This window comes from Sorangium sp. So ce176, from assembly GCF_051519835.1.
Taxonomy (GTDB): Bacteria; Myxococcota_A; Polyangia; order Polyangiales; family Polyangiaceae; genus Sorangium; species Sorangium cellulosum_G.
Genome location: NZ_CP150371.1, coordinates 7324504 through 7342589 on the forward strand (window position 1 = coordinate 7324504; position 18086 = coordinate 7342589).

Sequence of the window (18086 nt, forward strand, 5' to 3'; positions counted from 1 at the left end):
AGCAGCCGGGGGTGAACGACCCTGATGGCGCGCCGGAGCATCAACGGCTTATCGTGCGTCTGAAAACAGGCAATCGTATAACCTGGCCGCTCCCAGACGTCGTAGATTGGTCGCCACGTCCGGCACGACCACGGCGCCGATCTCCGGCGGCATGCGCTCGTATCCCCATGTCGCTTCGATCTCTTCGGCGATCCCCGCAGCGTACGGCTGCTCATCGGGCGATGGATCGAAGCAGATGACCTGCCGCGTGGGTTCGTCCTCCACGGAAGGCGGCTCAACGAGCTCGGGCTTGATCCGCCTGATCAGCTTGCCAACCCAGGCGGGTAGGACGTAGGCCGTATCATGCACGAAGATCGTGACGGCGCGAGGTGGCGTCGCGCGGAGCGTCTTCTCCCTCTCGATCTCCTCGCGATCCTCAACGAGGCGCGAACTGTAGACGATGTAATAAGGAACCAAAAAGCTCACTCTTAATTCAATTGTATGCCGGTGTTCGCCGGCGACCTTCGGAAGATAGAGCGAGCCGGAGTAACATGCGTCGTGACTTCCCGCCGCGAGATGGGCTGACAGATTGTCGATCTTGTTCTCGGGAAACTGTTCACGTAGGCGCCGCAACATGCCGAGCCACCGCTCGCAATCGGCGCCGGCTCGACGACGGGCGTCCACCAGCCGTCGATCCTCTTCTGTTTGCACGCGACCAGGATCCTCGTACGGAACCCGCCGAGGGTAGTAGCGGTATACGACGCTGAACAATTCCTCGACCGCGTGCTTCATGGCTGTGTGACTCTGGATCCAGCTACACGCTTGCGGAGGCCGACGTCCATCTCATCCTTCAACCTGACGCAGTAGATCCCTTGCGGGATAGCGAGGTTTGCCCTCATCACTTTACGCGAAGCTTTGCTCGCCACGTCGGCGCTGATGCGCGCGGCCTCATCCGCTGGGATATGCCCCTGGGCCGCGTTCCGCACTGGCATCCCAAACGTCATCTGCGGACACTCCCAGAACTCCGGATACACCTCGACCCACCGCTTGACCTTCAGGCGAACGGAGGCCTGTTGCCAGCCGCCCGATTCACCTGTTCCATCGTCGGGGATCGTCGTGACGAATTTGAAGATAGTTGGCGAGAAGCCGTTGACCCCGGCCGGCGGGCACTTCGAACTACAGGCATCGCTACAGAACACATAAGTCTGGCCGTCTCCGGTGGTATCACCGGAACCTGAACATGTGCTACTTGTCGTACTCTCCGAGCTGTCTCTCGGGCGCTCTTCTCTATCCTCTTCTTCTCATCGGTTACTTCCCCCCTTTGGCACAGCCGGAAAAACGTGGCGACGCAACCAATTCTTCTGATGACAGGATTGGGCATCTAACGCAACCTAGAGGAGAGCGTCACAATGAACATGAGTGGTACCGTCCAGAGCATGGCCCACTGCGCAGATGTCGGCGGCGCCAGTGTTCGTCAAGCTGCTGGCGCCGGCGGCCTGTCCACATAGCCGTGGGAGCGCCCGGACGGCCGTGTCCCCTGGCTGCACGACGTAGCCCGTGTGCCAGCGCCACGAGCGAGCACGACCCGCCGCGACGCCCTGGGCGGGCCGCCGCCGCGGTCGACAGCGCGCCGGCGGTCGCGCTCTGAGCTGGACGACGTCGGCCGTGCGCCTGAGTGTGCTGTGGCGCCGCCGCCCCCTTCGTTTCCCCCATTTTTGGCCCCTCTGCGGCGCCTCCCAGAACACTTAGCTCCGCGCGACGGCATCGTTTTTTCGCACGCCTCCACAAAGGCATCTCGTGCAGAGTCACCTTTTCGGGCTCCTTCCGGCGGCGCCGGTCACGGTTGCTCGCGAACCCAACGAATAGGCGTTTGCGGGACTGCGCCTGAGCAGCAGCGGCGGCGAGGTTCCGGCGCAGTCCCGCAAACGCCTATTCGTTGGGCCCGCGTTGGGCCACACCGGAAGCCAGCGCGGTCGAGCATCGATCCGAACCAATTGAAAACATTGACCTTCATGCCGATCGCTCCGCGGCACCAGGGAAGTCTTGGAGGCACGTCCACCGCGGAGATGGGCACCACCCATCTTTTCGTGGAGGCACGTCCACCGGGAGATGGGTGCCACCCATCTTTTCGTGGAGGCACGTCCACCGGGAGATGGGTGCCACCCATCTTTTCGTGGAGGCACGTCCACCGGGAGATGGGTGCCACCCATCTTTTCGTGGAGGCACGTCCACCGGGAGATGGGTGCCACCCATCTTTTTCGTGGAGGCGCGTCCCCCGAGAGACGGGCGCCAGCGTCTCGGCGTGGACGCGCCACCTCGCCCGGATGGGTTGACGGCGTCCCGCCCGCCCCGAACGAGGGCGCGGGGACGGCTTCGGGCTGTCTGGCGGGGGCTCTCCGACGGGACCTCGCGAGCTCGCCGACCCGATCGACGCGGGCCGCTCGACCTGCGCCGCCCAGCGCTCCCGCGCGCCGCGCGCCGCGCGATGCGCTCCCGCGCGCCGCGCGATGCGGGTATGCTCGAGGCAGCGTGGAGGGACAGCGCCGAGCATCAGCCAGAGCCCGCACCCCGGCGCGGCGCGCGGCCGTGGAGCCGGCGCGGCGCTCCGCCGCCCAGCGGCCGTCCCCCGCTGCCCGCCAGGAAAGAGTCCATGACCAGCACCGTTGACGAGAGCGACGTGTTCCTCATCCCGATGCCCGGCAGGCGCGTGGCGCGCGTCCCCGTCGCGGTCCTCGAGCGCTACGTCGACGAGGCCGCGCGCCTCGTGCACGACGGCGTCGAGCCGGAGATCGACGTGACCGCCCACTCCATGTCCGTCGACCCCACGACCGGCGCGAGCGCCTGGCACACCGAGTGGGAGCTCGGCCCGTGCGACTACACGGACGAGAGCGGATTCCCGCAGACCGCCTACGCGTGGCACCGCCACCCGCTCGGCACCGAGTACACCGAGATCTACCAGAGGTGAGCGCGCCTCGACGGGCCATGCCCCCCGCCGCGCGCTGGCCCCGCGCCTCGGGCGAGCTCCACGCCTCTCGCGCGCTCCACGCCTCTCGCGCGCTCCACGCCTCTCGCGCGCTCCACGCCTCTCGCGCGCTCCGCGCGCCGCATCGCCCCCCCGCCCCGCTCCTCGCGGCGGCTGCCGGCGGCGCGCTCCTCCTGGCCGGCGCCTGCATCGAGCGCGGCTACCCGCTCGCCGGGAGCGGGCAGGTCGACCTCCGCGCCGACGTCGCGGGGCCGCTGTTCGCGGCCGACACGCTCGACGCGGCGGGCAAGCCGGTGCTCCCCCGCCAGAGCCCGTGGCGCACCGAGGTCTCGCTCAAGCTCACCGAGGCGAACGAGCCGGCCTACGGCGCCTACGTCGAGGTCCGCGTGGTCCCGAGCGAGGCGCTCTCGCTCCACCCGGCGGACGACACGCAGGGCGACGGGGCCTCGTGCGGGGTGAAGGACGGCGCGTTCCGCTGCACGGCCGGCACGCAGGGCTACGCCCGGCTCGCCGCCGCCTCCGAGGGCGACTGGTCCGGCGAGGCGCGGCTCGTCGTGGCCTGGGCCGACCGCACCGAGGAGCTGCCGATCACCGTGCTCCCCGCCGGCTTGCCCGAGGACGCCACGAACTTCGCGCTCATCGCGGGCGGCCTCGGCGAGAGCGACCGGGTGCTCGCGACGTACCTGCCCCTCACGTGCACGCTCGGCCCGCTCCCGGACGACCTCGGCGCCACCTGGCGGCCGGGCGCGATCCGGGCGCGCGAGGCGCGCGTCCGCGCGTCGCCCCCCCAGAACGCGCCGGGCGTGGTGGAGCACGCCCCCGTGATCATCGAGTCGCTGCACAGCGAGGCCGCCCTCTCGCTCACCCCCGACTGCCGCGAGCGGGCCACGCGCCTGCGCGCGCTGCTCGGCCCGACAGGGGAGAGCCCGCCGTTCACCGTGTGCTTCAGCGATCTCGGCGGCGAGGTGAGGCTCGCCGTGAGCTCGGGGCAGAAGGTGATCGAGCCGAGCCCGTCGTTCACCGTCGACCCCGAGCCGCGCCTGCTCCGCGTGCGCGCCCTCCGGAGCGTCGTGACCGCGGGGACGCCGGGCGATCTGTTCGAGGTGAGCGCCTACAATGCCGAGCGCGTGCGCATCGCCGTCCCCGTCGACCTCGCCGTCGGCGACGATCAGGTGATCGCGCTCGGCGAGGCGTCCGTGACCCTGCGCGGCGAGGAGAGCGAGGCGACGATCATCCAGGGCATCGCCGTCGCGCCGGGGACGACGGAGCTCCGGGTGACGCCCCGCCTGCTCGCGAGCCCGGAGTGCACCTCGGAGCCCATCACCGTGGTCGAGGCGAAGCCGGAGCCGGAAGTGGAAGAAGAGGAACCCGAGCCGGAACCGGAGCCGGAACCCGAGCCAGGGCCGGAGCCCCGCGAGGAGGGCTCGCCGTGAGCGCGCGCAGATCCGCGATGCTCCTGGCGGCCGCCGCGCTCGCGGCCGCGCTCGTGACGCCCGCGGCCGCGCCGGCGCAGGACGAGCCCGACGCCGGGGGGGCGGAGGGCGACGCGCCCGCGGCGGCGCAGGCCGCCGCGCGGAGCGCGGCCGGCGCGGCGCCGATGGCCGTCCCCGCCGACTTCGGCGGCAGCCTGCAGGTCGTGCGCGCCCCGGCGGGCACGGCCGCGGCGGCGGCGGCGGGCGGCGGGCCGGAGATCTTCCCGGACGCGCGCCGCGTCTGGATGAGCGTGCGCGACACCGATCCGGTCCCGATCGAGGCGGCGCGCCGGGGCGGCCGCTGGCTGTGCAGCGGCGGCGGCTGCGCGGCGCAGACAGGCGATCCCGGGCAGAGCGCGATCGGGGACCAGATCCTCCGCTCGATCAAGCTCCAGACCCCGACGCTGCCCCTCCCGCTCACGGTCTGGGGGCGCATCACCGAGGACGGCCAGCGCCTGCTCGACTTCGATCCGGTGCTCCTCGGCCGCCGGTCGTACCGGCACGTCTGCGCGTACCGCCCCGTGGCGGACGTCGCGCGGTCGCCCGCGGGTACGCCGGGCGCGCCGCCTCCCCCGGGCGCGCCGGCCGCGCCATCGCCCGAGCGCGTGGACGTCTGCCGCGACGGCCGGCCGGAGCCGCCGCCGCCCGACGCGGGCGAGCTCACGCTGGGCATGCAGTGGCCGAAGCAGTCCGAGATGGCCGACTTCCACTACCTCGCCATCGTCGATAGCTGCGGCAACGCCCGGGTGCAGCCGTTCCAGCGCACGTTCACCGTGCCGGTCCTCGAGGTCGCCTCGGGCGGCTGCGGGCGCCCCGATGGCAAGGTGCTGCGCGTCTTCCCTGGCGGCGGCTGGCTGCGCCTCACCGCCTTCAACCTCCACGCGCCCGCGGCGGGCAACGTGGTCAACGCGACCTACAGGGTCACGATCCCGCCGCTCGAGAACCTTGTCGAGTCGAACCCCGCGCGGCTCCTCTTCCCCGATCCGCTCGCCGACGACCTGAAGGTCGACTGCGGCCCCACGCCGATCGCGCCCCGCGCGGCGCTCGGGATCCTCCCGCCGCCGGCGAGCGCGCCGCCGCCCGGGCCCCCGGGGTCGCCCTCGGCCCCGCCGGGCGGCCCTGCGCCGCCGCGCGCCGCGGCCGGGCCCCCCCGGGGCGGCCCCGGCGCGCTGCCCGCGGGCGCCGGCCAGCGGCCCGCAGCGCCGGCGCACGCAGCCCCGCCGCGGGGCGCCCCGCCGGCGCTGGCCGGCCTCCCCCCGCGCCGGGCGCCCGACGCGGATCCCTCGCGCCCCGGCCCGCAGCCGCTCGCGCACGGCGCCGTCGTCATCTCGCCGGCGCCGCTCCGGCTCGGCAACTGCCGCATCCGGCTGACAGGCCAGACGAAGCACCGCCTTGTCGCGCCGCTCGCGCTCCACGTCTCGCTGACGCGCACCGACCAGATGCGGGGCGGCGCGCCGATCGAGCTCCTGCAGGACGGCACGTGGATCGTCACGCCCAGCAGCGCGGAGTTCCCGCTCCCGCCGCTCGCGGAGGACTTCGACGGCGACGCGCGGCTCCGGCTGGCCGTCTACAGCGACCCGCTGAGCCCCCAGGGCAAGGTGGTGCTCCTGTCCGACGCGGGCCGCGTCGCGAGCTCGCTGCGCTCGAACGAGCCCGGCGATCCGGAGCGCGCCCGGCGCCTCGTGGGCTCGGTGGCGATCCACTCGGTCCCGCTCTGCGGGGAGGACAATTTCGAGACGCTCGAGGGCGCCGGGAGCTGCTTCCGCGCCTACCTGACCGTCCCGGCGATGCTCGCGACGCTGCAGATCACGCGCGCGCCGTGGGTGGAGAAGCCCCTCGTCACGCGCAGCGTGCTCAGCGCCGTCGGCGTGGCGCTCGCGATCGACCGCTACGACCCGGTGGAGCGCCGGGCCTTCCCTGTCGCGGCGCAGCTCGGGGGCTTCGTGCAGACGCTCGGCGAGGGGCGCGTCGGCCTGCTCGGCTACCTGGGCGTCGCGCCGACGGTCCCGATCCTCGGATCCGGCGGCAACACAACGTCGTTCGGCTTCCTGGCGGGCCTCGGGCTGGAGTACATCACCAACGAGGCGGGCCCCGACGAGGGGCTCAAGCCGGCCGCGTTCCTGTCCGCCGTCGTGCAGGTGGGCCAGGCCGCGCCGCAGATCTCCTCGAGCCGCAGCGCGAGCTTCGGCACGTATGCGGGCGATTGAGCCCAGCGCGCCCCGCGAGCCCCGCGCCGCTCACGGCACGATCAGGCTGTCCTCGAGCTCGTCGAGGAGCCGCTGGCTGATCGCCGGATCGAGCCGGGCCTGCTCGAGCAGGGCGCGCGCCTCGCCGAGGCGCCCCGCGAGCCGCAGCGCCCGGATCCAGAGCACCGTCCGCTCCGACCCGAAGGCGCTCTTCGGCATCTCGCGCTCGTACCGCTCCAGCGCCGCGATCGCCCGGAGCGGCTCGCGCCGCTGCACCGCCTCGCTGCACGCCTCGAACAGGGCGATGTCCCTGTCGCCTCCGGGCGTGGTGACCTCCCGCGCCGGCGCCACGGGCTCCGGCGCGGGCTCGACCGGCTCCGGGGGGCGCGGGCGTCGCGCCGCCGCGGTGCTCCTCGGCGGCGGCTCGACAGGCTCCGCGGCGACAGGGGGCGGCTCCGGCTCGACGACCGCCGGCTCCGGCTCCACCGCCGGCGGCTCCGGCGCCACGGGCGGCGGCGGCACCGCCGCCGTGATGGCGGGCCCGACGTGCATCACCTCCGGCGCGGGCGGCTGGTCCGGGGCGCGGCGCGCGAGCCAGAGCGCCCCCGCGACAGCCGTCACGGCGACGGGCGCGGCGATGACCGGCCCCACGCCCGCGGTCGACACGAGCTTCCAGAGCCCCTTGAGCCACGCCGAGGCGTCGCTCAGCGCCTTGCCGGCGCCGCTGGCCGCCTTGCCGGCGCCGCTGGCCGCCTTGCCGGCGGCGCCGTCCTCGAGCGCCCGCGCCGCCTCCTGCACGCCGCGGAGGATCGAGAGCCGCACGTCGTCGGGCACGCGCGGCGCGACCCGCGCCGACGCGACGAGCGCGGCCAGATCCACGGGCACGACGAAGCGCGGGCCCTCCTTCTTGCGGTCCTCGCGCCGGCGCTTCGCGACGATGTCGTGGAACAGCGCGAGCGCGCGCGCGCGCCACTTGTACGCCGTGGACAGCGGGATGCCGCGCTGCTGCGCGATGTCGGCCATCGGGACGCCGTCGAGGTCGTGCGCGACCAGGATCGAGTGCGCGTCGACGTCGAGGTGGTGCAGGAGCTCGAGCACCATGAGCCGCTCCTGGTCCGAGATCATCAGCTCGTCCGGGGTCTTGGACTGGTCGACGAGGACCGGGAACTCCTCCTCCGACACGAGCTCTTCGTAGCGGTGCTGGGCCCGCTCGCGGTAGTGCGCGGCCGTGTGGACCGCGATACGGTTCAGCCACCTCTCGGGCCGGGAGATCTCAGGTTTGTAGTTGTCGAAGCTCAGGTACGCAGAGAGCAAGACGTCCTGCGCGAGATCTCCACGGTCGCGCAGCGGGACTCCCAGGCGCGTCAACCAGCGCCATACGAGCGCGAACGTCTTCTCACGAAAGAGCAGCTCGAAAGCTCGCTCCTTCTCGGGTGGACCACCTTGGCCCGGGCGGCGAGGTCGTGTCATACATATGCCAAATTCCGGGGCCAGACGGGGGTTTATCGCGCGCGGCAGGCGCCTCGCGGCCCGCGCTGGCCCCGGGCGGCCGCCCGCCGCCCCCCGTGGGCCCCAAACACAGCGGAAACTGCGCGAAGACGCGGCGCTGGCGCCCCGGACGACACATCCAACGATTCAATGTCCGACAGATGGACAATTCGCGGTGCGAATTGCTCTTTCAGGCCCTTTTTCGCGGCCCAGGGAGGGCTCCTGGAACGCAAGAAACGCAAGAGCCGACCGGCGGAGCGGACGAGATCGTCGCCCTGGCCGTGAGCCGGAGCGGGCGAGGCGGACGGCCGCTGCATTCCAGGTGCGCGCGCGGGCGACTTGAGGCACGCTGCCGCCTCCGCAACGCGGATCCAGCGCATGAACCTCTCCGATCTCTCCCTCGCTTCGCTCACGGCGACCTCGCGCCGCAACGTCCTCCGCGACCTCTGGGACAGGCTGCGCCACATGCCCGGGGGCAAGCGTCTGTTCAGCACGCTCCTCGGCAGGATGGCGCCCTACACGGGGACGATCGGCGCTCGGATCGAGGTCCTCGAGCGCGGCCGCGCGGAGGTGACGATGCGCGACCGTCCCGGGCTGCGCAACCACCTCCGCTCGGTGCACGCCGTCGCCCTGGTCAACCTCGCCGAGCTCACCGCCAACACCGCGCTGGCTTACTCGCTGCCCGACGACGCCCGGTTCATCGTCGCGGGCCTCTCGATCGAGTACCTGAAGAAGTCTCGCGGCACGATCCGCGCCGTCTGCGAGTGCCCTGTCCCGGACACCAGCGAGCGCCGGGAGTACCAGATCCCCGTGAGCATGCGAGACGCCACGGGCGCCGAGGTCGCCCGCGCCGTCCTCCGCAGCCTCGTCGGGCCCAAGAAGCAATCCTAATCTCCGGAGCCCCTGCGCTCCGGAGCCGCCCGCGCCGCAAAGCCCCCTGCGCCCCCGAGGCGCCCTGTGCGTCAAGGCACACGACGCCCCGATACCCCATGTCCTCCAGGGCCCGCGACGCCTCGGATCGGCCCGCGGTCCGGGGCGCTCGGCGGCGCGGAGCGCCCGTGCGCCCGCATGCTGCCTGCTCTCCAAGACACCCCTGAATCCGGATGTCCCCCGCACCCCTGATAGAGCGTCTCACCCGACACCACATCTGACCATCTTCTGGGTGGGGCTCGATTCAGCGCACACTCGACAAAGGTCTTCCGGGGTGTTTCGATACTTTCATGGAGAACCGGTCAACGAGGGTGGCGCTCGCGGCGACAGGGATCAGCGTGATCCTCGCGGCGTGCGGTGGGTCCAATGGCTCGGTCTTCGGCGGGGGGACCGGCGGAGACGCGTCCGGCTCGGGGTCGGGCGGGGGCGCTGGCACCGGCACGGGGACGGGCGCGGGCGCGGGGGTGAGCTCCAGCGCGGGCTACGGCCCGGGTGGTGAGCCCGGAGGAACCCAGGCGGGGCCGAGCAGCGGCTCGGGCGAGGGCGCGGGGGGCGACATGTCGTGCGCGGGTGAGACGAGCACGGCGGAGCTCGTGCCGCTCGATCTCTACATCATGCTCGACGCATCGGGGTCGATGGACGAGCGGCTCTCGACCCGCGTCACCAAGTGGGACGCCGTGACCGAGGCGCTCGAGGCGTTCTTCATCGACCCGCAGTCGGCGGGGCTCGGCGTCGGGCTCCAGTACTTCCCGCTGCGCGACCCCGGCGTGCCCGAGACCTGCACGGAGAGCTCGCAGTGCGGCGCCAACGGGCCGTGCCAGCTGCGGATCTGCCGCAACGCGACGCCCCTCAAGGTCTGCGACACGAACGACGATTGCGGGTCCCGCGACACCTGTATCCCCCTCGGCAAGTGCTCCGTCAGCGGCGACCTGTGCGCGCCCGCGGGCGGGAGCTGCCGAAACCGCGGGGGGACGTGCGAGCAGCTCACCGAGAGCGAGTGCGCGCACCCGGACTCGTGCAACCCCGACGTCTACGCGGCGCCCGCCGTCCCGATCACGCCGCTCGACGACGCCAGCGCCGCGGCGCTCGTCGCCTCGATCGCGCAGAAGGATCCGCTCGGCGCGACGCCCACCTCCGGCGCCCTCGCCGGCGCGCTCCAGCAGGCCCGCGCCCACGCCGAGGCGAACCCGACGCACCGGGTTGTCACCGTGCTCGCCACCGACGGGATGCCCACCGAGTGCGATCCCCTGAGCGCCGGCGGCATCGCGGAGATCGCGAGCGAGGCGCTGAGCGGCACGCCGAGCATCTCCACCTTCGTGATCGGCGTCTTCGACGGCAACGACGACGGCGCGCAGACGACGATGGACCGGATCGCCGAGGGCGGCGGGACGACGTCGGCCTTCTTCATCGACACGAACACCGACGTGACGCAGGCGTTCCTCGACGCGCTCACCGAGATCCGCGGCAAGAGCCTCGCGTGCGAGTACCAGGTCCCGGCGCCGTCCGCCGGGCAGACGCTCGACTACGGGACGCTCAACGTCCAGCACGCGCGGCCGGACGGCAACGACCCGTCGACGATCTTCTACGTGGCCGACGAGGCGAGCTGCGACGCGGCCGCCGGCGGCTGGTACTACGACGTCGACCCCGCGACCGGCGGCACGCCGACGAAGATCGTGATGTGCCCCGCGACATGCACCCAGTTCCGCGATGGCGGTCAGGTCGAGCTGCGCGTCGGCTGCAAGACCGAGGTCCCGCCGGTCAACTGAGCCCCTCCCCCACGCGCTCCCGCGAGAGGCGAGGTCGGTCGGCGCGCCGCGCCGGCGCCCTCGCCCCCTTTCGCGCCCTCCCCGCCTCTCCCGCGCCTCTCCCGCGCTCACCGCCCTCACGCTCGCCGCCGCGCCTGCTCCGGGCTCGTGGGCGACGCATCGCGCTGCGACGCGACGGCGATCGAGGCTCGTCGCGCTGCTCCGCGTGGCCCGCGAGGCGAGCCTTGACATCCTCGAACCGCTTTGTTCTTACTCAATAGTATCGCCCTTCTGCGCCGGGCGGGACGTTCACGACCCCGCATGATCCAGGAGCTCCCTCTGTCCATCCGTATCCCGCGTCGGAGCGGCGTCCCTCGATACGGAGGCGACCTTGAATCACGGGGTTGAGCTGGATCGTTCGCGCTATCCGCTTGTCGTCATGCGAGCCGGCGCGCGCTACACCCAGGAGGATTGGGACGCGCTGATGAGCGACATGATCGAGCTCATCGCCAGCGGGCCATTCGGGCTGATCAACGACACGCGCGGCAGCAGGATGCCGAACGCCGTGCAGCGGAGGGCCGTTGCGCAGATGTACGTCGATCACGAACGGCAGGTGCGCGCGCACCTGCTCGCCTCCGGCATCGTGGGCGAATCCAGCCTGGTGAACGGCATCCTCACCGCGCTCAACTGGCTGAAGCCACCTCCGCATCCCGTCAGGGTCTTCTCGTCCGTCAACGACGCGGAGCGCTGGGTGCTCCAGCATTTCAGCCTCGATCTCCGTCGACGGGCCCTGGCGCAGACCGCCCTACGCAGCGCCGGCTGACCTGCGGACAGGCGACGTCGGGCTCGACGGGCGCGACTATCATCACCAGCAACTGGTTCCGCGCGTGAGAAATCCCGCCAGGATTCCGGTGCGGTGTCGAACCGTCGCGCTCCGTCACTTCTTGCGGGGTTTCGGGGGGGAGCGACGACCGATCGCAGCCCCTCGGACGGCATGGCCCCAACCCCGGCCCAACCGAGGGGACTCGGGTCCGGAGAGCTCGCGATGGTCGAGCCGTCGCCTCGGGCCGCCGTGGTTGCGTCGCTCGCCGGCACCCTGAGCCGTGCCGTCGCCCTCGGCGATGAGGAGGCAGCCCGGGTCGTGCACGAGGCGATCGGTCAGCTGCTCGGGCTGCCGGTGGCACCGGAGCGGTGAGCAAGCTTGGGCCGAACGTCGAGCCCGCCGCTCGCGTCGACTCGCTGCCGGAGCCTTGCCGCTCGCCAGTGCCCGCAGGCTCACCTGGGATCGCCCGCACGTGGCGGTTGCGTGCCGAAGCGCCCCGGAGGCATCCGGACTCGGTGATCGGGATCATCGGCGTAGACAGCTCCGCTAGCCGGCTCTGCTGCACCCGGATGATCTCCTCCTGCAACGCTGCGCGCTCGCGGTCTCGCGTTCTCGCGCGCCGACATATCGAGCGCGAGCCGGGTGCTCGGCGAGCGCCTCCGCCGCCGCGGCAGCGAGCGTCGCGGCCCGCCGCCCCCCGGCCCGCCGCTCCGCCATGGCGCCGCCATGGGCGATAGCCCGGCGGGTTGTCGAAATTCGCGGCGAAAACGCGCCCTCACCGCGTGGCGTGCGGCGTGCGGTGTCGGCGCCGTGTGGCCAGCGCGGCTCGCACCACGGGCGTCGTCTACGAGCGCCGTCGCCCCGAGAAGACGACGCTCTACGAGATCGTGCGCGACAACGTGGAGACGCTGTACGGGGCCATCGACGACGGCGCCATCGCGGTCCGGATACCCAAGCACGCGAAGAAGGAGATCGAAGCCTACCTCGACTGCGGGCTGCTCTGCCGCGGGTTCGCGCGGCTCCGGTGCGAGCGCTGCGAAGAGAGTCGGCTGGTGGCCTTCAGCTGTAAAGGACGCGGTTTCTGCCCGTCGTGTCTGGGCCGACGCATGTGTTCCACGGCGGCGAACCTGATCGAGGACATCCTGCCCGAGGTGGCGCACCGTCCGTGGGTGTTGACGTTTCCGTTTCCGTGGCGGCGCAGGCTCGCCCAGGACGGGGCGTTGTTCGGCGTGCTGACCCGCCTCTTCGTCGAGAGCGTGGAGCGGTTCTACGAAAAACGCGCCGCGCGCCGAGGCGCGTGCGGCGCGGTCAAGAGCGGCGCGGTGACCGCCGTGCAACGCACGTCCGGCGACATGCGGCTCAATCCGCATCTGCACGTGGTCTTCCTCGACGGGGCTTATCACGAAGACGGCACCGAGCTCGTGTGGAACGAACTCGGTCATCTTCCAACTCGCGCGGTCGGTCAGGTCCTAGAGCACGCCGTCGGGCGGATGCTCCGTTACCTTCGGCGGCACGGGCATCTCGAAATCGAGCACGACGTCGAGGAGGACGGCGAGCCCGAGGCAGCGCTCTGTGCCTCCGCCGTCTCGGGACGAGAGTCGCGCCACACGTCGTCGCCCCGCAATGGCTCCGCGGGCTCTCGCCGTCTTCGCCGAGCGCGCTCGCGTACGACAAGCCCCTGTGCGCTGCGCTCGATGGCTTCACCTTGCACGCAGCGACGCGCGCCGGTGCGCACCATGCCGCGGCGAGGGAGGCGCTGCTGCGTTACGTGCTGCGACCCCCGATCGCAAAGGAGCGCGTCGAGCCGCAGCAGGACGGCCTGGTGCGGCTGTCGCTCAAGCGCGCCTTCGCTGACGGGACTGTCGCGGTGGACATGGAGCCGCTCTCGCTCCTGTGCCGCCTCGCGGCCAGCGTCCCGCCGCCGCGCTTTCACACCGTCAAGTACGCTGGCGTGCTCGCCTCGGCAAGTCGCCCACGTTGGCGCGCAAGCGCATCGGACCGCGCCCTGCGAAGCCAGAAGAGCCTACGAAGGCGGACGAAGACGCCGCTTCGAAACGCAAGCGTGGCGGCTATCGGGCGGTCGACAAACCGCGCCGAGCTCTTGCGCCGCACATTTGCGATCGACGTCCTCGAGTGCCCAACTTGCAAGGGGCGGATGAAGCGCGTCGCCATGGTGACCGAGCCAAGGAACATCGCCCGCTTCCTCTCCGCGCTCGGCGAGCCGACCGACGTCCCAGCACGCTCTCCCAACCGAGGGCCGCCGTACTGGAAGAGCACCGTTCTGCGCCGCAAGGCGCCCGGTGACGCCGCATAGCGTCTCGCGACGCGCCTCCCGGGCCAGACCAACGCCTGGACGGACACGTGTGCCCACCGCACGCCGATGCGCCCCGTAGCGCGCTCGGCGCCGCCCCGGACCACGCTCTTTCGGCCCAGGACCGAGCCATCACGACGCTCGCGGCCCCACCCTTCCGGTTTGCTGCGCTACACTTCTTCGCGCTGCGATCCGGCTTCTTTTACCTACGCGCCGGGCGATTCGGCTCCCCGAACCGCCGCCCCCACCGGCCGAGGCGACCCGGCGCCGGGACGTCATCGTGCGCTCGCTCGAGCGATACGCGCGGCTCCTCCAGCGCGGCCACGAGGTGCGGCCGGTCGTCGTCGCGCTCCGCGGGATCGCCCGGCAGATCCGGCGGCTGGTGCTCGCGGGGGAGGTGCCGCCCGCGCCGGTGCCCCCTTCTGCGAAGCCCCCGAGCGCAGCACCGTCCTCGGGGCGCCCCGACGGCCGGTACGCCTTCCTCGACGCGGAGACGGCCATCGAGGAGCCGGGGAGCCGGCGGAGGAGGGGCGGGTGAGGCCGGGCGCCCTGGACTGCCTGGGGGCGGCGTGCGCTGGCGGCGCAGGCCCGGCGGCCCACCGTGGGCGCGACCTGGTGGACCGCGCACTCGCGCGGAACCTGCGGCTCTTCCGACAGGTCAGCCCGGAAGCGGCCGCCGGCCTTCTCCGCCGGGTGAACGAGCGCTGGCCGGAGCTGCTGCGCGGGCTGCGACGGGATGTGACGCGGGCGCGCGGGAGCTGCTGGCGAGGAGTCGGTGCGCGGTCACCGGAGGCGCGGCCGCGACTTCCATGAGCCGTACAGGGCGATCGCGCCGTGGATCACGACGACGAGGGCCCAGAGGAGCGCGAGCCAAGAGACGGCGCCGCCGGAGAGGGCCGCGGCGATGATGAGCGCGAGGTTGTGCATGTCGCAGGCGAGGAAAACGGCATCGATGAAGGCTCCGATGAGCCAGGTGGCGAACTTCATGCCCCTATGCCGCAGGGGAGGGGGTGCGCTGTGATTCTCGGGGCGGCAGGCGTCAAGGCAGGGAGGCGCGCGTGAACGACCGGCGTCGGACCATCGAGGACGCGCTGGCCGAGCGGCAGGCGAAGCTCATGGCGGTGCCGCGGCCTGTCGCTGGCGGGAAGGTCGAGCGCCTCGACCAGCTCAAGGCGACGGTGGACGGGCGCCTCGGCATGAAGATCGGGCCGATCTCGGGTGTGGTTCTCGCGGTGGTAGACGACCGCCGCGCCGCCGGGGGTTGGGTCGCCATGATCCGATGGTGGAACCCGTCGACTCAGCGGTGGAAGTGGGACACGCACGACGCGGGCGACTTCGCCGACGAGCGCGACACGTTCCGGATCAAGGTGAAGCCGCAGCAGCGCCTCCGCGGCGCGGGGTTGCCCCGTGGCTGACGCCGATCGCTCCTGGTCCGGCCCCACGCGCCCCGCCGCGGCGCGGCGGCGCGCTGCCCGCGCAGACCGGGGCGGTTCGGCAGCTCCCCCGCGGCAAGGGATGGCCGCGGCTCGTCGCGGGCGGATCCGCGGTCTCAGCGCCCGCTGCTCCGCAGCCACCACCCGCGCGGTCAGCCCACGAGAGCCTCAGCCAGAGCCGCCGCTAATGCCACAGCCGTCCGACGCGCCCCGCCAGCCTCACGGCCAGCTCGACCTGGTTTTGCGGCCGAAGCCGAGGGCGTCGGTGCAACTCAGCTTGCTCGAGGATCTGCCCGACGACCCGACCAAAGGATAGTGACTGCCCATCGCCTGAACTCCGGGTGCCTTGACGCGCGGACGACGCAGCAAGAGCCTCCGCGTCATGAGGGGCAGAAGACAGGCGGTGACGGCGAGAGCGTGGCTCTACGCCGCTGTTGTGGCTGCATGCGGCGGCTGCGCGCAGATCCTCGGCGTGGATTGGGGGGACTATGGGCAGGGGGTGGGCGGTGTAGCGGACGCAGGCGGCAGTAGCGGCGCAAGCAGCGGAGGCGAAGCGGGCGGCGCCTGCACATCAAGCGAGAACCCTGGCGAGGCGGACGATTCGTGCTCCATATTCGCGAATGCGACCGCGGCTCCTGGAGGAAACGGGACCAAGGCGAGGCCGTACGCGTCGCTCGCGGAGGCGATCCTGATCGCGAACGCGACCGGCAAGCGGGTGCTGGCGTGCGCGCGCGGAGCGTTCCAGGAGAGCGTCACGGTCAATGGGGCCGTTGAGGTTATTGGTGGTTTCGACTGCGGCACAGGCTGGACATGGAATGAGGAGGCTCGGAGCACGATCGAAGGGCCCGCCGATCAGGTCGCACTTACGCTGTCCGAAAGTGCGAGCGGGGCGAAGGTGAGGAACTTCGTGATTCGTGCGGCCAGCGCGACCGTGCCCGGCGGGTCGTCGGTTGGCATAGCGGTGGCGGACATCGACGCAGAACTCGCGCAAGTGGATGTGGCCACGGGCGATGGGATGGACGGTGCGACGGGCGAGACGCCGGAGGACGCGGAGGACGGGGAGAGCGCGCGGGCGCGCGACGCCTCGAACGCGTGCGTCGGCCCGGCCGCGGTCTTCGGCGGCGAGCCGGGCACCACGGAGTGCGAGGACGGCGCGGTGTCGAGCGGCGGCGTTGGCGGCCTCGGCGGCAACCTCGACATGGACGAAGGCAACGGGCAGAAGGGCCAGGACGGCACGCCGCTTCCGGCAGAGAACCCCGACGGGGCCGGTCTCGGCGGCGCCGGACAGGCGGCCGCGCAGGCCAACTGCGCGCGCGGTGAGGAAGGCGCGCCGGGCGCACAGGGCGAGCCCGGCTTGCCCGGCACCGACACCGAGCTGACGCTGGCGGGCCCGATCGGCGGCGACGGTAAGCGCGGCACGAGCGGGACGCGAGGTCAGGGCGGCGGTGGCGGCGGCGGCGGGAAGGCAGGGCTCTTCTGCCCGGCCGGCCCCAACACCGTCGAGGGTGTGGGCGCCAGCGGTGGCGGCGGCGGGGCCGGCGGCTGCGGCGGGAAAGCAGGGACCGGCGGCAAGGCCGGCGGGTCGAGCATCGGGATCGTCAGCCTCGGGACCAGGCTGGTGCTGACCGATGTGACGGTCACCGTGGGCAAGGCGGGCATCGGGGGCATGGGCGGTGACGGCAAGCCAGGTGGCAACGGGGGCATGGGCGCCGCCGGCGGCACGGCCTCTGGCAAGGTGGGCTCCAAGCCGGGCTGCGACGGCGGCATGGGCGGGGTGGGCGGCGACGGCGGCCCCGGCGGCGGAGGGCGAGGCGGCCACGCGGTGGGAGTCGCCTACGCGGTCACGCCGACCCAGGCTCCGGCGCTGAGCGTGCAGGAAGGCACGGCCGGCGCGGGCGGAGCCGTGGGCCGCGAAGGCCCCTCCACGAGCAACGGCGCGCCGGGCGTGAGCGGCGCGTGCTGGGACTTCGGCGCGAAGCAGGCCTGCCCGCAGCCGTGATCGGCGCGGCTGCGCGGGAACAGCGCGGCGGCGCCCGTGAGCGACGCGCAGCCGGGACGCACCCGTGGACGGGCTCACGCCGCGCTGCCGGGCGTACGCGGCGAGGCTCTCCGGTGCGTCGACGGCCAGGAGGATCTCGCGGTGGCGCGGCTCCAGGCGTTCGATCGCCCTGAGCAGGTCGCGCGCCTCGACCGCGGCGTGGAGGTCCGGTTCGCCGCGCCCCGCTGCGCCCGGGTGGCGCGCCGCCCGCGCCGAGCCGGAGGCGTGACGCGGATCCGGGTGGTGAGCGCCGGGTGAGGCGAGCTTCCCGGCCGCCGGTTACCTCTTGTCGTCCCACCCGGTCACGATGCCGTCGTCGAGCGTGACCCGGAGGGCGTACCGGTTTGTGCCTGTCTGGAAGTACTTGTAGACGTGCTTCGTCTTGGTCTTGAGAACCTTCTCGTCGATGTCCTCCGGCGGGCCTTTCGAATGCATCAGCATCTCCGCGGTCATGCCGACCCACAACTCGCCACGGTAGATGCGTGCAGCCAAGTCAGGGCCAAAGCGTCCACAGAGCTGGTTCCACCGCTGCTGCTCAAAAGCGGCGTGTTCTGCTGCGCGACGGGCTGCTTCTGCCGCCGCAGCTTCTTGCGCAGCCCGCAGTGCACCGCGCTGCTTCACCCGGCTGTGGACTATGAGAACAGTTGCGAAGAGCACGGCGCCGATGACGGCGATCAGGAAGTCCATCGGCCCATGAC

The 18086-nt window shown here is 72.3% G+C and carries 17 protein-coding genes and 2 pseudogenes; 14 read left to right on the plus strand and 5 right to left on the minus strand.

All coding sequences use genetic code 11. From position 1 onward, the window contains the following. Window positions 1–48: 48 nt before the first annotated feature. Both WMF42_RS27360 and WMF42_RS27365 read right to left on the minus strand, forming a co-directional pair. Entirely contained in the window at window positions 49–771 is a 723-nt protein-coding gene (locus tag WMF42_RS27360) for a hypothetical protein (RefSeq protein WP_437685752.1), read from the minus strand. Then, window positions 768–1178, minus strand: coding sequence for a hypothetical protein (locus WMF42_RS27365; RefSeq protein WP_437685754.1), 411 nt, complete (start codon window positions 1176–1178; stop codon window positions 768–770). Before WMF42_RS27365 ends, WMF42_RS27360 begins: the two co-directional genes overlap by 4 nt. 1451 nt (window positions 1179–2629) lie before the next feature. On the opposite strand from WMF42_RS27365, the gene WMF42_RS27370 reads away from it, so the two are divergent. The 3 genes from WMF42_RS27370 to WMF42_RS27380 are packed head-to-tail and all read left to right on the plus strand — an operon-like array spanning window position 2630 to window position 6641. Further along, complete coding sequence (locus WMF42_RS27370) at window positions 2630–2944, plus strand: hypothetical protein (protein WP_061610810.1); 315 nt, start codon at window positions 2630–2632, stop codon at window positions 2942–2944. Further along, the gene (locus WMF42_RS27375) at window positions 2941–4395 is read left to right on the plus strand and encodes a hypothetical protein (protein WP_437685756.1); all 1455 of its coding nucleotides are present in this window, start codon (window positions 2941–2943) and stop codon (window positions 4393–4395) included. The genes WMF42_RS27370 and WMF42_RS27375 overlap by 4 nt, the downstream gene beginning before the upstream one ends. Beyond that, the gene (locus WMF42_RS27380; RefSeq protein WP_437685758.1) at window positions 4392–6641 is read left to right on the plus strand and encodes a hypothetical protein; all 2250 of its coding nucleotides are present in this window, start codon (window positions 4392–4394) and stop codon (window positions 6639–6641) included. Before WMF42_RS27375 ends, WMF42_RS27380 begins: the two co-directional genes overlap by 4 nt. 30 nt (window positions 6642–6671) lie before the next feature. Here WMF42_RS27380 and WMF42_RS27385 read toward each other — a convergent pair whose 3' ends face one another. After that, window positions 6672–8090 (minus strand): RNA polymerase sigma factor, encoded by a 1419-nt coding sequence (locus WMF42_RS27385; protein ID WP_437685760.1) that lies wholly within the window; start codon window positions 8088–8090, stop codon window positions 6672–6674. Between the two features lie 396 nt (window positions 8091–8486). On the opposite strand from WMF42_RS27385, the gene WMF42_RS27390 reads away from it, so the two are divergent. The 8 genes and pseudogenes from WMF42_RS27390 (at window position 8487) to WMF42_RS27425 (ending at window position 14455) form a co-directional block, all read left to right on the plus strand. After that, complete coding sequence (locus WMF42_RS27390) at window positions 8487–8999, plus strand: hotdog fold domain-containing protein (protein WP_437685761.1); 513 nt, start codon at window positions 8487–8489, stop codon at window positions 8997–8999. A gap of 329 nt (window positions 9000–9328) precedes the next feature. Next, entirely contained in the window at window positions 9329–10804 is a 1476-nt protein-coding gene (locus WMF42_RS27395) for a VWA domain-containing protein (RefSeq protein ID WP_061610961.1), read from the plus strand. Window positions 10805–11174: 370 nt separating this feature from the next. Further along, a complete protein-coding gene (locus WMF42_RS27400; protein ID WP_437685763.1) occupies window positions 11175–11606 on the plus strand; it encodes a hypothetical protein in 432 nt (143 codons plus the stop codon). Between the two features lie 222 nt (window positions 11607–11828). After that, window positions 11829–11978 (plus strand): hypothetical protein, encoded by a 150-nt coding sequence (locus WMF42_RS27405; RefSeq protein WP_437685764.1) that lies wholly within the window; start codon window positions 11829–11831, stop codon window positions 11976–11978. A gap of 527 nt (window positions 11979–12505) precedes the next feature. Continuing rightward, window positions 12506–13072: pseudogene (locus WMF42_RS27410) on the plus strand (transposase zinc-binding domain-containing protein); the annotation flags it as partial. Further along, window positions 13030–13512 (plus strand): annotated as a pseudogene (locus tag WMF42_RS27415) (transposase); the annotation flags it as partial. The pseudogenes WMF42_RS27410 and WMF42_RS27415, both read left to right, overlap by 43 nt. Window positions 13513–13761: 249 nt before the next feature. Then, window positions 13762–13920, plus strand: a complete 159-nt coding sequence (locus WMF42_RS27420; protein ID WP_437694464.1) for a hypothetical protein — start codon at window positions 13762–13764, stop codon at window positions 13918–13920. Window positions 13921–14197: 277 nt separating this feature from the next. Then, a complete protein-coding gene (locus WMF42_RS27425; protein ID WP_437685766.1) occupies window positions 14198–14455 on the plus strand; it encodes a hypothetical protein in 258 nt (85 codons plus the stop codon). A gap of 245 nt (window positions 14456–14700) precedes the next feature. Here the strand turns inward: WMF42_RS27425 and WMF42_RS27430 are convergent, their stop codons facing one another. Continuing rightward, window positions 14701–14904, minus strand: a complete 204-nt coding sequence (locus WMF42_RS27430) for a hypothetical protein (protein ID WP_437685768.1) — start codon at window positions 14902–14904, stop codon at window positions 14701–14703. Between the two features lie 71 nt (window positions 14905–14975). Between WMF42_RS27430 and WMF42_RS27435 the strand changes: the two genes are divergently transcribed. The 3 genes from WMF42_RS27435 (at window position 14976) to WMF42_RS27445 (ending at window position 17646) form a co-directional block, all read left to right on the plus strand. Then, window positions 14976–15332, plus strand: a complete 357-nt coding sequence (locus tag WMF42_RS27435; protein ID WP_437685770.1) for a hypothetical protein — start codon at window positions 14976–14978, stop codon at window positions 15330–15332. Window positions 15333–15753: 421 nt separating this feature from the next. Beyond that, window positions 15754–17349, plus strand: a complete 1596-nt coding sequence (locus WMF42_RS27440; RefSeq protein WP_437685772.1) for a hypothetical protein — start codon at window positions 15754–15756, stop codon at window positions 17347–17349. A 141-nt stretch (window positions 17350–17490) separates the two neighbouring features. Continuing rightward, a complete protein-coding gene (locus WMF42_RS27445) occupies window positions 17491–17646 on the plus strand; it encodes a hypothetical protein (protein WP_437685774.1) in 156 nt (51 codons plus the stop codon). 21 nt (window positions 17647–17667) lie between these two features. Here the strand turns inward: WMF42_RS27445 and WMF42_RS27450 are convergent, their stop codons facing one another. After that, window positions 17668–18075: a hypothetical protein gene (locus tag WMF42_RS27450; protein WP_437685776.1), complete on the minus strand. Its 408-nt coding sequence runs from the start codon at window positions 18073–18075 to the stop codon at window positions 17668–17670. Window positions 18076–18086 lie beyond the last annotated feature (11 nt).